The 12,584-nt window shown below is 53.3% G+C and carries 14 protein-coding genes; 11 read left to right on the forward strand and 3 right to left on the reverse strand.

The window, feature by feature from the left end:
* The first annotated feature begins 98 nt into the window (after window positions 1-98).
* From C4520_08540 to C4520_08585, 10 genes are all read left to right on the forward strand, one after another.
* The gene (locus C4520_08540; protein RJP22236.1) at window positions 99-2,249 is read left to right on the forward strand and encodes an ATP-dependent DNA helicase PcrA; all 2,151 of its coding nucleotides are present in this window, start codon (window positions 99-101) and stop codon (window positions 2,247-2,249) included.
* A gap of 14 nt (window positions 2,250-2,263) precedes the next feature.
* Window positions 2,264-3,325, forward strand: coding sequence for a prephenate dehydratase (gene pheA / locus C4520_08545; protein RJP22237.1), 1,062 nt, complete (start codon window positions 2,264-2,266; stop codon window positions 3,323-3,325).
* Window positions 3,326-3,334: 9 nt separating this feature from the next.
* On the forward strand, window positions 3,335-3,790 hold the full coding sequence (locus C4520_08550; GenBank protein ID RJP22238.1) for a thiamine-phosphate pyrophosphorylase: 456 nt from the start codon (window positions 3,335-3,337) through the stop codon (window positions 3,788-3,790).
* A 24-nt stretch (window positions 3,791-3,814) separates the two neighbouring features.
* Window positions 3,815-4,564, forward strand: a complete 750-nt coding sequence (locus C4520_08555) for an ABC transporter ATP-binding protein (protein ID RJP22249.1) — start codon at window positions 3,815-3,817, stop codon at window positions 4,562-4,564.
* A gap of 95 nt (window positions 4,565-4,659) precedes the next feature.
* On the forward strand, window positions 4,660-5,148 hold the full coding sequence (locus C4520_08560) for a hypothetical protein (GenBank protein ID RJP22239.1): 489 nt from the start codon (window positions 4,660-4,662) through the stop codon (window positions 5,146-5,148).
* The gene (locus tag C4520_08565; GenBank protein ID RJP22240.1) at window positions 5,149-5,508 is read left to right on the forward strand and encodes a hypothetical protein; all 360 of its coding nucleotides are present in this window, start codon (window positions 5,149-5,151) and stop codon (window positions 5,506-5,508) included.
* A gap of 24 nt (window positions 5,509-5,532) precedes the next feature.
* The gene (locus C4520_08570; GenBank protein RJP22241.1) at window positions 5,533-6,669 is read left to right on the forward strand and encodes a tetratricopeptide repeat protein; all 1,137 of its coding nucleotides are present in this window, start codon (window positions 5,533-5,535) and stop codon (window positions 6,667-6,669) included.
* A 238-nt stretch (window positions 6,670-6,907) separates the two neighbouring features.
* Complete coding sequence (locus C4520_08575) at window positions 6,908-7,138, forward strand: hypothetical protein (protein ID RJP22242.1); 231 nt, start codon at window positions 6,908-6,910, stop codon at window positions 7,136-7,138.
* Window positions 7,139-7,150: 12 nt separating this feature from the next.
* Window positions 7,151-7,801: a class IV adenylate cyclase gene (cyaB, locus tag C4520_08580; GenBank protein ID RJP22243.1), complete on the forward strand. Its 651-nt coding sequence runs from the start codon at window positions 7,151-7,153 to the stop codon at window positions 7,799-7,801.
* A 289-nt stretch (window positions 7,802-8,090) separates the two neighbouring features.
* On the forward strand, window positions 8,091-9,035 hold the full coding sequence (locus C4520_08585) for a hypothetical protein (protein RJP22244.1): 945 nt from the start codon (window positions 8,091-8,093) through the stop codon (window positions 9,033-9,035).
* Between the two features lie 16 nt (window positions 9,036-9,051).
* On the opposite strand, the gene C4520_08590 is transcribed toward C4520_08585, so the two are convergent.
* Window positions 9,052-9,246 (reverse strand): ferredoxin, encoded by a 195-nt coding sequence (locus C4520_08590; protein ID RJP22245.1) that lies wholly within the window; start codon window positions 9,244-9,246, stop codon window positions 9,052-9,054.
* Between the two features lie 332 nt (window positions 9,247-9,578).
* Here C4520_08590 and C4520_08595 point away from each other — a divergent pair, with 332 nt between their 5' ends.
* The gene (locus C4520_08595) at window positions 9,579-10,220 is read left to right on the forward strand and encodes a phosphoribosyltransferase (GenBank protein ID RJP22246.1); all 642 of its coding nucleotides are present in this window, start codon (window positions 9,579-9,581) and stop codon (window positions 10,218-10,220) included.
* A 5-nt stretch (window positions 10,221-10,225) separates the two neighbouring features.
* Here C4520_08595 and C4520_08600 read toward each other — a convergent pair whose 3' ends face one another.
* Window positions 10,226-10,621: a hypothetical protein gene (locus C4520_08600; GenBank protein RJP22247.1), complete on the reverse strand. Its 396-nt coding sequence runs from the start codon at window positions 10,619-10,621 to the stop codon at window positions 10,226-10,228.
* A 549-nt stretch (window positions 10,622-11,170) separates the two neighbouring features.
* Window positions 11,171-12,244, reverse strand: coding sequence for a ketol-acid reductoisomerase (gene ilvC / locus C4520_08605; GenBank protein ID RJP22248.1), 1,074 nt, complete (start codon window positions 12,242-12,244; stop codon window positions 11,171-11,173).
* Window positions 12,245-12,584 lie beyond the last annotated feature (340 nt).

The raw sequence follows: 12,584 nt of genomic DNA on the forward strand, positions 1-12,584 counted from the left end.
ACCTCCTGTCAAGCTAATTCGGCTTGAATCAACTGTTTCGATACGCTATACTAAAGGCGGAAATACAGCTCCGGGGCGCATTTCGAGCAAACCTCTGTATGAATGAACTCATGAAAAATCTCAATGAACGCCAGCGGGAAGCCGTGGCGACAACTGACGGCCCTCTCGTTGTGATCGCCGGCGCCGGCAGCGGGAAGACCCGCGTCATCACGTATCGCGCGGCGTATTTGATTCACACGCATAAGGTTTTCCCCAAAAACATCCTCGCCGTCACCTTCACCAACAAGGCCGCCGAAGAAATGCGCAACCGCATCCGAAAACTGCTCGGAACCGCCCAACTCCAAGCATGGGTCGGCACCTTTCACGCCACCTGCCTCCAACTCCTGCGCAGAGACGCACATCTGCTCGGATACAAGCGCAGTTTCATCATCTATGACGAGTCCGATCAGCTCTCGTTGGTCAAGCACCTGATGAAGCGCCTCAATCTTGCGCAGAAGGACTACAACCCAAATGCCATTCTTGCGCGCATCGGACTGGCCAAAAACCAGATGATCGGCCCTGAAGAATTTGAAACAACCGCAGTAACCATGTTCGAGGAGAAAGTCGCACAATTGTACCGCCTCTACGACGAAGCCCTCAAAGAACACAACGCGATGGACTTCGACGACCTCCTCAACAACGCGCTCACGCTGCTGCTCAGGTTTCCGGACTGCGCAAACAAGTATCGAAATCTTTTTCGCTATATCATGGTGGACGAATTCCAGGACACGAACCGCGTGCAGTACGAGTTGGTCCGGGAACTGGCAAAGCACCACCGGAACTTGTGCGTTGTCGGAGATGACGATCAGAGCATCTACAGTTGGCGCGGCGCGAATATCGAGAACCTGTTTGACTTCCAGAAAGACTTCCCGGAGGCCAAGAGCATTTTTCTCGAAGAGAACTACCGGTCCACACAACGCATCCTCGACGCGGCAAATGCTGTCATCATGAACAATGAGCGGCGCAAGCCGAAACGGTTGTGGACCCGAAAGGGAGAGGGTGAAAAGATCGTCTGGTTCCCGGCGCCCGACGAGCACGGCGAGGCATACTACATCGCCACCGAGATCATCAATCTGAAGCGCGAGAAACCGCATTTGAAAAACAGCGATTTCGCCGTCTTCTATCGCACAAACGCGCAATCGCGCGTCATCGAGGACGTCTTCCGCCAATCGGGGCTGCCATATGTCGTCATCGGCAGCGTTCGCTTCTATGATCGCAAAGAGATCAAGGATGTCCTCGCATTCGCAAAAGTCATCGCAAATCCGGCCGACGCTGTCAGCCTGAGGAGAATCATCAACATACCCCCGCGCGGCATCGGCAAGGCAACTGTCGAAAAGGCCGACGCGTTCGCCGTCGAGAAGGGCATCACCCTGCTGCAAGCGATCGAGCGCTCATCGGAAATTCCCGGCCTTCGGACCGATGCGGTCGCGAAACTTTCCGCATTCGCGCAATACATGGCCCGGCTCATGGAAAAGAAAACGCAGATGAGCACGCCGGACTTCATCCGGGAAATCATCGAGAGCAGCGGTTATCTGAAGATGTTGGAACAGGACCGGTCGTTCGAGGCGCAGGCCCGCGTGGAGAATCTGGCGGAACTTATCTCCGCAGCCGTCGAATTTCTCCATTCCGGGAAACCCGCGTTGGAGGAGTTCATCGAAAATACATCCTTGCGGACCGATATCGATGAATGGGACGACGAGACCGACTTCATTCCTCTGATGACGCTCCATTCAGCCAAGGGACTGGAATTCCCGGTAGTCTTCATAGCGGGAATGGAGGAGGAACTGTTTCCTCATCTGAATTCGATGACGTCACAGGCTCGTCTCGAGGAAGAGCGCAGGCTGTGCTATGTCGGCCTCACGCGCGCACAAGAGCGGATATTTCTGACGTCAGCCGATCTTCGCCACATCCACGGCATGGCGCTGATGCATCTCCCTTCGCGCTTCATCGACGAGATACCGGAGGAGATCCTGCTTTCACCCCCAAAAGAACCCCCGAAATATTACTCGCCCGAATTTGCTCAGGTCGCGGACGAACCCGACGCCTCCCCCTTTATTGTGGGCGATCTGATAGAGCATGCCACTTTCGGGACGGGACGCATTGCCGCCGTCAGCGGCCGAGGAGAATCAATGAAAGTGGCCGTGCGTTTTTTCCGGGATAACAAACAGAGAGACCTCATGGTACGGTACGCAAACCTGAAGAAAAAGTGAAAGGCAACGTCCACATGTCGCTCGAGCAATTCCGCAAGAAAATCGATCAGATCGACACCAAAATCATTCAGCTGCTCAACGAACGCGCCACGGCCGCCATGCAGATCGGCAAGATCAAGGACCAGGCAAACGCACACGTTTACGCGCCGGCGCGTGAAAAACAGATATTCGACAAGATCACAGCCAAAAACGAAGGCCCGCTTTCCAACGATGCGCTGAAGGCAATTTATAAGGAAATCATTTCCGCCAGCCGCAGCCTCGAAAAACCGCTGACGGTAACGTATCTCGGCCCGCAAGGAACCTTCACCCATGTCGCGGCGCTCCAGAAATTCGGAAGTTCAACGACATACCTGCCTGCGCGTACCATATCCGACGTCTTCCTGGATGTACAAAAGGGACGGGCTCATTACGGCGTCGTCCCCATCGAAAACTCCACCGAAGGTATCGTCAGCTATACTCTGGACATGTTCATGGAGTCGGACCTGAAAATCTTTTCGGAAGTCATGCTGGAGGTGTCCCACAACCTCATGTCCAAAGGTCAGTTGACCGATATCCGGAAAGTATATTCCCATCCGCAGGCGCTCGGGCAGTGCCGGAAATGGCTCGAGGCAAACTTGCCGCTCGCCGAGTTGATCGCGACATCCAGCACGACCCAGGCGGCTGAACTCGCCGAAAAAGATGTTTCCGCCGCGGCCATCGCAAACGAACTCGCTTCCGAAATCTACCACCTGAATCTGCTGGTGCGCAGAATCGAAGACAGCCCCAATAATTTTACCCGATTCCTGGTCATTGGCCATTCGATGGCCGAACGCGGCGAACGCGATAAGACCTCGCTCATGTTCTCCATCAAACATCGCGCCGGCGCGCTCTCGGAAGTCCTAAAAACATTTTCCGCCTGCGGAATCAACCTCACTCGAATTGAGTCCAGACCGTCACGGCAACAGGCATGGGAATATGTCTTCTTCGTCGATCTTGAAGGCCATGTCCAGGACCCAAAGGTCAGCCAAGCCCTCAACGAGGCCGCCGCTTCCTGCATTTTCCTCAAGAGCCTCGGCTCCTACCCGAGCGGAGGGTGAAGCATTCCCATGCATGGCTCAACCTATCTCTACAGAATCATCGACGCAAATGCCAATCGCGCCCGCGAAGGACTGAGAACCGTCGAGGAATATCTCCGGCTCGCTCAGAACAGCACTGAATTGACTTTCCGCCTGAAGAGCCTGCGACACGAAATCACCGAAACTATCAGCAAACTGCGGATCGAGGACCAGATGATCCAGGCTCGCGCGAGCGATTCCGACGTGGGCGCAACCGACCCCGCCGGGTCAGAAGCGATCCGGACCTCTGCGGGCGATATCGTCGTCGCCAACCTGCGCCGCTCGCAGGAGGCGTTGCGCGTACTCGAGGAGTTCTCCAAGATGATTTCGCAAGAAGCCGCGTGCGCCTTCAAGAAGTTGCGGTTTTCAACCTACACCATCGAGCGCGACATACGCCTGCGCGCGCCGGAACGCCAAAAACCCGGGGGAGAGAGAGACCAGAAGTAAATGAATGAAGCAGCAAAAAAACCGATCATCGAAATCCGCAACCTCTCCAGATACTTCGGCTCCTTGAAAGCCGTTGATAACCTGAATTTGACTGTGGGCGAGGGCGAATTTTTTTGCTTTCTCGGTCCCAACGGAGCGGGCAAGACGACCACCATCAAGATCCTCACCGGACTGCTCCGGCCGACATCGGGAACTGCGATTATCGCCGGATACGATATCACCACCGATATGGTGAAGGCCAAGCGTATTCTCGGATACATACCCGACCATCCGTATGTTTACGAGAAACTGTCCGGACGGGAATTCATGAAATTCGTGAGCGGCATGTACAATCTGGATAGCGCCGCTACGACCGGCAAAATTGAAGAACTGATGAGATTGTTCGGCATAGCCGAATACGCCGATCAACTCATAGAAGACTATTCTCATGGGATGCGGCAGAAGCTGATATTCAGCGCCACGTTTCTCCATTCGCCGAAGATTGTGATCGTGGATGAGCCGTGGGTCGGCCTCGATCCGAAAAGCATCAGGTTCGTAAAGGATTATCTCAAGGAGAAAACGCGCGACGGTGTCAGCATCTTCATGTCGACCCACACGCTCAGCATCGCCGAAGAGGTTGCGGACCGGGTGGGGATCATCCATAAAGGACGCCTCATCGCGCACGGGACCGTTGCCAAGGTGAAGGCGAGCACCGAGAGAAACCTCGAGGACGTCTTTCTCCAGTTGACGGCCGAAGACCCGGAAATCGTCGCCCCCCCTGAGGCGAAAAGTTAGCTGAACTCCGAAGCTTCCGCCGATGCCTGACGCGCCGGAAAAGCCCTTCGCTCCATTGGCGTACGCTTCCTAAAATATGCTATAATCACGGTATCATGACCTTTGTCGGCTTGAAAAAATATATTTCTCCCCTGCTTTTGAGCCTGCTGGTTATGGGCGCCGGATTTGCGGAGCAGACCGACCTCGATATCCTCGGCAAGGCTCTTGAAAAAGCTCTCGGCGAAAAAACGAACTACGGCGCACCGCGGATCATCAGCATTCAAAAAGCTGCCGCTCGAGGAGAGCACGTCCTGTTCGTCGCCGTCCACGTAAATCGGCATTTCACTTCTGCCGGCCTCAGAAATAACGTGCTGACTGATGCGGCCAGCATCTTGAGAATAGCAAAAAGCTGGGGCTGGTCCGATCGAATCGCGAAAGTATTTATTGTCGAAAATCTGGTGCCTGAAGGGAAGGAGCAGGCTCATCCTGTCTTCTCTTGCTCCGTCTCGGCGTCAGTCCTTGCAAAAGTGGATTGGGGTTCGCTGAATCAAAACGAAGTGCTCAACCGCCTTGATCAAGCGGAATTTCATGAGGTGAAGAAATAGGTGTTGGCAATCGCAGAAAGGATGATCGAAATGACCTCCCGCACATTGACAAACGTCTTGTTACTCCTCATATTCCTGGCCCTGATGGCGAACCTGCTCGCGCCCGCCTTCAAAGCAAGAGAGGCCATGGCCGTCATGCCGGGTAATGATTCAGTTCCACCCGCCGTCGTTGCGGCGCAGGTGTCGGAGGAAATCGCACCCGACAGGCTCGCGCAAGTTGTCGCCGCTGCTCTGCGCGATATCGCAGACGCGGATAAAGAAATAGCGGCCGCTATTCTGGAGCATTCTCGCTCGAATGCAAATGTCGCCTACTCGCTCGACAGAATCGGTGCCGAGCTTCGCGCACAACGATCCGAATAACAGCCGCATCCAGGAAGCAAAGCAGTGCGCCCGGAATATTCCGGTGCGGGATCGGAGGTTGTTTTGTTAAGGAACATGAAGCCACTTGGCCTGGCACTTGTCGTGATGGCCATAGCTCTTCTGCATAGCTGCAGCACGATCAATACTCGAATTATGCCTGGCGCGGACGGCGGTGGGCTCTTCGGGTCGGACGAGAATGAGCGCATCTACGCGACATCATACGATAAGACTTTCCGCGCCTGCGTCGACACTCTCAGGCGAATGGACAGTGGAAGCGCAAAGTTGATCCGCTTTAATGAAGGCGTCATCGTCTTCCAACAGCCGGACGAAGGCAAGATTGAAGTCCATGTCCGCAAACTTGACGAGGAAAAAACCATCGTGTATTTCTCCGCCAAAAAAGAGCGAAAATTCTGGTTCGACGGAGCCGATGAACAAACCCGAAACCTCTTCTTTCAAGGACTCGACGAACAACTGGCCCCTTCCGCCCTCACCGCTGTTGCCGCCCCACAACCAGAAATAAGCAAAAGCATGCTCGCCGAGGAAGTGAAGCCGAAGCCGGAGGCCCCAAAACCGGAAAGCCCGCCTCTCGAAACGGCACAGCCTGTCCCGGAACCTCCTGCGGAAAATCTTTATAAGAACCTCCTGCTGGCACAGGTGCATCAGGCGCTGCAGATCCAAGGAAACATGGACTCACTTGAAGATCTGCCCGTCGAGGATCTGGCACGTTTAAGCGAGCGGCTGCAATCACTGCGAAAATCGGAAACCAGCATCTCCACCATGAGCGGCAAGTGCACAGCCTGTTACATCGATCTTGCGCGAGTCTATCATGACGTCGGACAATATGCGCGAGCCGCAGAGGCCTTGAAGGCGGCGCTTGCAGTCGAACCGGATAATGCCGTCGCCCATTGCAACTTGGGCGAAATATACAAACATCTCAACCTGATCGATGACGCAATTCGAGAATTGAATGCGGCTGAGGCGTTGAATCCGCAACTTCCCGATACCTTTATCAACTTGGGCATCATCTATGATGATTACGTCAACGATGATCGGAAGGCGCTTCAATGTTACCGCCGCTACCTGTCATTGGGCGGCTCCGACCCGCAAGTGCTGGATTGGATCAAAATAATCGAAGCCGGGTTGGCAAAAGAAGGAACCTGAAAAAGCCGGTTATACAGCCATACGAACCGCGGCATTTCGCTTTCCCCTTTACTCAACCAACAAAATTGCCAGGGAGGTTACAAGAGCACCTGAAACAGATTCGTCCTCTTGCTCAATCGAAAAAAAGGCACCATATTTTGACGGACACAGGGGCTGTCTCTCCCAGCCAATGTGTGGCACGACAGACCAAGAGAGAAATGAGGCGATACGAGTGCTTCGAATATTGTCAGTTGCGCTTATGGCTTTCCTTGTTGTCGGCTGCGCCTCGCTTGATGAAGATTACTCCACCCGCTTTGGATTGGCGAATCCGGAATACCCATTGATACCACCCACGCCCACCGACGAAGCCTATCCTAAGGGAAGTGTCGGGCAGCAGTACATAGAGGAATACGACAAGAAATATCACGAAGAAGAGGTCCTGCCTCCCCTGGATTCGCAAGAGGCCGCACAACAGGAGGCTGCAGAGTAACAACCGGAAGCGATGGCCCGCAAAATCTTCTGCTTCTTCGCAAGGCGCAGGGCTTTGTGCAAAACAGCTCGCAATGAAGTCTCAAGAAATATTCGGATGGAAATCGAAGCAAAAATCAAACTGAAAGACGCTTCCAAATTGCGTTCAATCCTGAAGAACGCAAGCGCCGAGTTTATCAGCAAAACGCTTGAAAAAAACTGGCTGTTCGACCACCCCGAGCGGACGCTCGCCAAGAAAGATAAACTGTTGCGGCTGCGACAGGATCGGAACGTCTATCTCACATTCAAGGGTCCGAGACAGCAATCGGAATACAAAATCCGGCAGGAGTTACACATACAGTTTCCCGACGCCCCATCGGCGCGCTCGCTGCTGGAATCCATCGGTTTTCGCCAGTGGTTTTATTATGAAAAGATCAGGGAAACCTGGCGCTTGGACGGATGCGAAATCGTGCTGGATGAGTTGCCCGGGCTGGGACTTTTTGTGGAAATCGAGGCGGCTTCGGATAAGGAGATTGAAACGGTTCGAAAGCGGCTCAAACTCTCGCGTGACTATATCAATGCAACGTACGTCGAACTGCTGCAAAACCTTTCTCAGGAATCGCGAAAACAATGGCAGTTCCAATTTCCAGATAATCACCGCTCGGCCCTTTCGGCTTCCGGTTAATTCAAAGCACCCTTCACATTTGTCGCTTTTCACTTATAGCAAACGTCGATAACATTCCTTTGGGATACAAGCTTGTTATTTCCAGCAGGGGAGACAACCGCATCAAGGCATCACAAGATCACGACCTTCGCAATCTGGTGCTTTGCCATAAGCTTCCTGGCATATCCTCTGCTGAAGTAACGCGTCCTGACAGCGTTGTCATTCTGACTCCGCGATTCGCGGGGGAAGAATCTCTCTGCAGCAAGAAAGCAGGGTCATTTTCGTCGAACGCCTCGCCGTCCCTAGGAAAATGGCTAAAGGAGCTTTTGTGAACAAAAAAAAGAAACACAAGCCGAAAGAGGCTGAAAAACGGGAGAAAATAGCCATCATCTTCCAGGGAGGGGCCTCGCGAGGAGCCTTCCAGGCGGGCGCCATGAAGTACCTTGAAGAAAAAGGTATCCATCCCGATATGATCATCGGCAGCTCAATCGGAGTGGTTAACGCCTGCCTCTATGCGACCGGCGGCATAGAAAGAATGGAGGAGTTCTGGACCGGCTTCCGCACAAACTTTCTCCTGCCGGGAATAAGCCTGAGCGAAAACATCTTCATGGGCAATTCACTCCTCTCAATGAAATGGTGGTTCAGGAAAATCGAACGATATATGGACTTCGACAAGATACTGAATAGCCCGATCGAGATTTCGTTCATCCTTACCAACCTCTCTCACGGCAGCGGAGAACTGCGCTCGAATCGGACGGAAAAAACCGTCAGGGATATGCGCATTATATCCAGGATCGGATATACGATCCCCGGTCTCTACCCTCCTGTCCGGTTCAAGGGAGACTACTGGTGTGACGGCGGGTTCGTATGGAACGTTCCGCTGGAATACGCGCTCGCCGGCGGAGCCACAAGAATCTACATGCTTCTGTGCATCGGCAGAAAATTGCCGAAACAAACCAGCTTCTCAAACATCTATCAGGTCCTGTCCCGTTTCTACGACGTGATGTGGGTCCACGTCGGCAGCGGAGGCGTCATCCAGCGAAACTTCGCCCACGAGATGTACAAGGGAGCCAATATTGCAATCGTCGAGCCAACCACGTATCTCGGAGGCTTCAGCATGACAAACCTCTTCTCGTTTAATCCCGCCAAGGCCCGCGAATTCATTGAAGAGGGCTACCGTGACGCGCGCGACCAACTGAGACTTGAGCAAAGAGGCAGGAAGCAAAAAGGCCTGTCCTTTTCGGACAGGCCTTAGAATAGATACGTGAGGCTTACGCTTCTTCCACTTGGATCGCTTCGACCGGGCATTCCTCAGCAGCTTGTTTCACCAACTCTTCGTTTCCGTTAAAGTCGGCATCCGGTTTCACGCTTGCCTGATCATTAAGTTGGAAAACATCCGGACAGGTGGTCTCGCAAAGACCGCAGCCGGTGCAGTCTTCGGTAATCCAGACCCTCTCGATTGCCATTCTCAAACCTCCTTCTCTTTAAGCTGGTTCGGCGACTCTTCACCGCCGGGTCACAAACAACCATTATACAGATTCAGATCGCAAACAGCAAGTACAATCAGACTTGCTGCGCTCCAACATATCGACCCGAAAAATCTTCGTGTATTTGTATCTAATCAACCAAATCCTTTCGTCATTCCTGCGGGATCTGCCCTGACTTTTCGATGGAGCAGAAATCATCTCTGACTGTCACGCCTCAGCATGACCCAGCCGCTCAGTGCATTTTTTTATGGAAATTTGTTATATTGTAAGTGGAAGCCAGTGGTCTGCCAAAAGATGACCAGGAGAGACTTATGTTTAGAAATCGGACGGACGCCGCGTTACGGCTGGCCGAACATCTGGATAAATATAAGAATCAAAACCCGCTCGTGCTGGGGATTCCTCGCGGAGGAGTAGTTGTCGCCTCAGTGCTCGCCGAGGAATTGCATGGCGACCTCGATGTCACCCTCACGCGCAAGCTGCGAGCGCCGGGCAATCCGGAATTGGCCATGGGTTCAATTGACGAGCACGGCAAAATGTATTTGAAGCGCGAAATCATCGACATCCTGCAGGTACCTGATGAGATGATTGAAGAGGAGAGGGAGAAACAACTGGCCATCATCCGCGCAAGGACCGAATCCTACCGCCGCATACACCCCAAAGTCCCGCTCAAAGGGAGAATCATTATTGTTTCCGACGACGGCATTGCCACCGGATCAACCATGCGAGCGGCTATAGATGCCGTACAAGCAGAAGAGCCCCAATCTGTTACAATCGCTCTCCCCGTCGGTCCGGCCCAACAGATTAGAGAATTGGCGGGCATGGTGGACGAGATGGTTTGCCTGCTGACGCCCGAGGATTTTATGGCCGTCGGCCAATTTTATGAATCCTTCGAGCAGGTGGATGATGCGGATGTCGAAAGAATCCTGCTGAAATTCTCGGCCAGCACGATCTGAATCAGCTACCGTCGATGTAAAACCGAGAAAAACCGCCGCAGAAAATTGCCGTTCGAGGCGTTCCCCACGCGCTCGCACGTGTCCATGACGAATTTCACGATCGGCTCGATCTTCTGAGAGCCCTGAGACCCTCCATTTCCATTTGAACCATCATTCAGCCACAGCGTCGGTACACCCGCTTTTTCAATTTTCCGCCTGACAACTTGTTTATGTCTCGGGTTCGGCAATGTCGCCAAATCAAAAATAACACAATCCATCTCACTGGAAACCAGAAGCCCCATCCCTTTTTTCGCATTCTCTGCGCCAAAAAATCTCGAACTGCACGTGCTTGCTACAATTTCCAGCGTACGATGAAGATCGGGATTTGCAGAAACCAATAATATGTTGCTTTGTTTCTTCATAATAATGTTTGCCCCCCTGTCCCGCGTCCTATAATAACTTTGTGTCTCCGCGCCTACATGTGCAATAAGCATACCACGCGCGGCAAACGGAAACTGACTTCTGCAAGCACTGAAAGAACAAACACTTACAATTAAGGCAGGGACTTTGGGGAGTTGACGGAGACTTAAATACGGTCTTCTATGAAGAAAAATCACCTGAAATGCGGCACCGCCCGAAAGCCTGTCCCTAAAGTTCAAGTCTCAGCGTAGGGGGTTGGCTCCATTTACGGCCCGAGCATGCTGACGGCGTAGAATGGTGTCAGCCCCAGAGCCAACATAGCCGCGAAGGGGACTGCCTGGAATTACGGCGGCTGTCTTTTGCTGTGTAGATCAGGATTATCCCCGTCACAGCGAACCAGGTGAACACTCGCCGGATCGTCTCACCGACGGGTCTTGGCCTCCGGCCTAGCAGACATAAAAAACCCCTGTCCCGCAGGTATATCATCCACGGGACAGGGCTACTAAAACGGGAGCATCTGTGATTCCGCGCTTGCTCCGGATAATGTCTGGTTATCTCTTTTTCTTCGTCGTTTGAGCTGCTCGCTCCGGCCGCAAGGACCTGACCGTGGCGCCGGCTTGCCACATCTCCGAATTCCTCATTTCAGCCAGTTCCTTGTCGAGTTTTTTCTTGTAATCGGGGGCGCTATTGGCCCTGAGAACAATCGCGGTCTCCTTGCCTGCCGCAACACGTTTATACAGCCGTTCGAAAACGGGGGAGACGGCCTTCCGAAAATCATGCCGCCAGTCGAGCGCACCCCGTTGAGCCGTGGTGCTGCAGTTGGCATACATCCAATCCATCCCGTTTTCGCCCACCAGACGAATAAGGCTCTGCGTCAGTTCCTCCACTGTTTCATTAAACGCCTCGCTGGGGGAGTGGCCATGCTTTCTGAGAACCTTGTACTGGGCCTCCATGATCCCCGCGAGTGCGCCCATCAATACCCCGCGCTCGCCGGTCAGGTCGCTGTATACTTCCTTCTTGAATGTTGTGGGAAAAAGGTAGCCCGAGCCAATCGCTATCCCGAGCGCCAATGTGCGTTCCTCCGCGCGGCCCGTATAGTCCTGATGAACGGCATAGCTGCTGTTGATGCCGGCGCCTTCCAGGAAATTCCGCCGGACTGTCGTTCCCGATCCTTTCGGCGCCACCATGATCACATCGATGTTTCTCGGAGGCTTGACGCCCGTCTGCTTGCTGTACACAATCGAGAAGCCATGTGAGAAATACAGGGCATCGCCTTCCTTCAGATGCGGCTTGATGCTCGGCCACTGCGCCATCTGGCCCGCGTCCGATATCAGATACTGGATGATCGTGCCGCGTTCCGCTGCTTCCTCCAATGAAAACAACGTCTCGCCCGGCACCCATCCGTCGGCGATCGCTTTCTTCCAATACACCTTATCGCCCGGCCATTGGCCGATGATCACGCGAATCCCGTTATCCCGCATGTTCAAGGCCTGGGCCGGACCCTGCACGCCGTATCCCAGAACCGCGACGGTCTCTTTCTTTAACACTTTCTGCGCTCGTGAAAGTGGAAATTCTTTTCGCGTTACCACCGTCTCGAGGACTCCCCCGAATTTCATCTTTGCCATTGCATTTCCTCTCCTTCTCTGAACATTTGGCGCCTCCGCAAAAATCGAAACATATTATAGCGGATATGAATCACTGAGTAAAGCTTTGTTCCTTTCACACGCATCTCAGACCGCCCGCTGAGGCGGATTTGTCCCGTGCCCCAAAACGCGAGTCCGATCCTTCCCGCCAATGGCTCGAGCTTTTTCCTAGCGATGCACTGCCTCTCGAAACATAATAGGCTTAAATGAAATTAATAATAACAAGCTCCTCACAAGAATTTGTGGGTTAATTGTGGCATAGGAAGGTCTCCGAGCACGTGATAAAGGGCAAGCGAAAAGGTTTCAAATGTGCGGTAGCCGT

It is taken from the genome of Candidatus Abyssobacteria bacterium SURF_5, assembly GCA_003598085.1.
GTDB lineage: Bacteria > Abyssobacteria > SURF-5 > SURF-5 > SURF-5 > SURF-5.

What these genes read in the sequence shown, in the direction of transcription:
- C4520_08590 (RJP22245.1), bottom strand. Translation starts at nt 9,246, where the DNA reads ATGGCAATCGAGAGGGTCTGGATTACCGAAGACTGCACCGGCTGCGGT.
- pheA (RJP22237.1), top strand. Translation starts at nt 2,264, where the DNA reads ATGTCGCTCGAGCAATTCCGCAAGAAAATCGATCAGATCGACACCAAA.
- C4520_08540 (RJP22236.1), top strand. Translation starts at nt 99, where the DNA reads ATGAATGAACTCATGAAAAATCTCAATGAACGCCAGCGGGAAGCCGTG.
- C4520_08575 (RJP22242.1), top strand. Translation starts at nt 6,908, where the DNA reads ATGGCTTTCCTTGTTGTCGGCTGCGCCTCGCTTGATGAAGATTACTCC.
- C4520_08595 (RJP22246.1), top strand. Translation starts at nt 9,579, where the DNA reads ATGTTTAGAAATCGGACGGACGCCGCGTTACGGCTGGCCGAACATCTG.
- C4520_08600 (RJP22247.1), bottom strand. Translation starts at nt 10,621, where the DNA reads ATGAAGAAACAAAGCAACATATTATTGGTTTCTGCAAATCCCGATCTT.
- ilvC (RJP22248.1), bottom strand. Translation starts at nt 12,244, where the DNA reads ATGGCAAAGATGAAATTCGGGGGAGTCCTCGAGACGGTGGTAACGCGA.
- C4520_08585 (RJP22244.1), top strand. Translation starts at nt 8,091, where the DNA reads ATGGCTAAAGGAGCTTTTGTGAACAAAAAAAAGAAACACAAGCCGAAA.
- C4520_08560 (RJP22239.1), top strand. Translation starts at nt 4,660, where the DNA reads ATGACCTTTGTCGGCTTGAAAAAATATATTTCTCCCCTGCTTTTGAGC.
- cyaB (RJP22243.1), top strand. Translation starts at nt 7,151, where the DNA reads ATGGCCCGCAAAATCTTCTGCTTCTTCGCAAGGCGCAGGGCTTTGTGC.
- C4520_08550 (RJP22238.1), top strand. Translation starts at nt 3,335, where the DNA reads ATGCATGGCTCAACCTATCTCTACAGAATCATCGACGCAAATGCCAAT.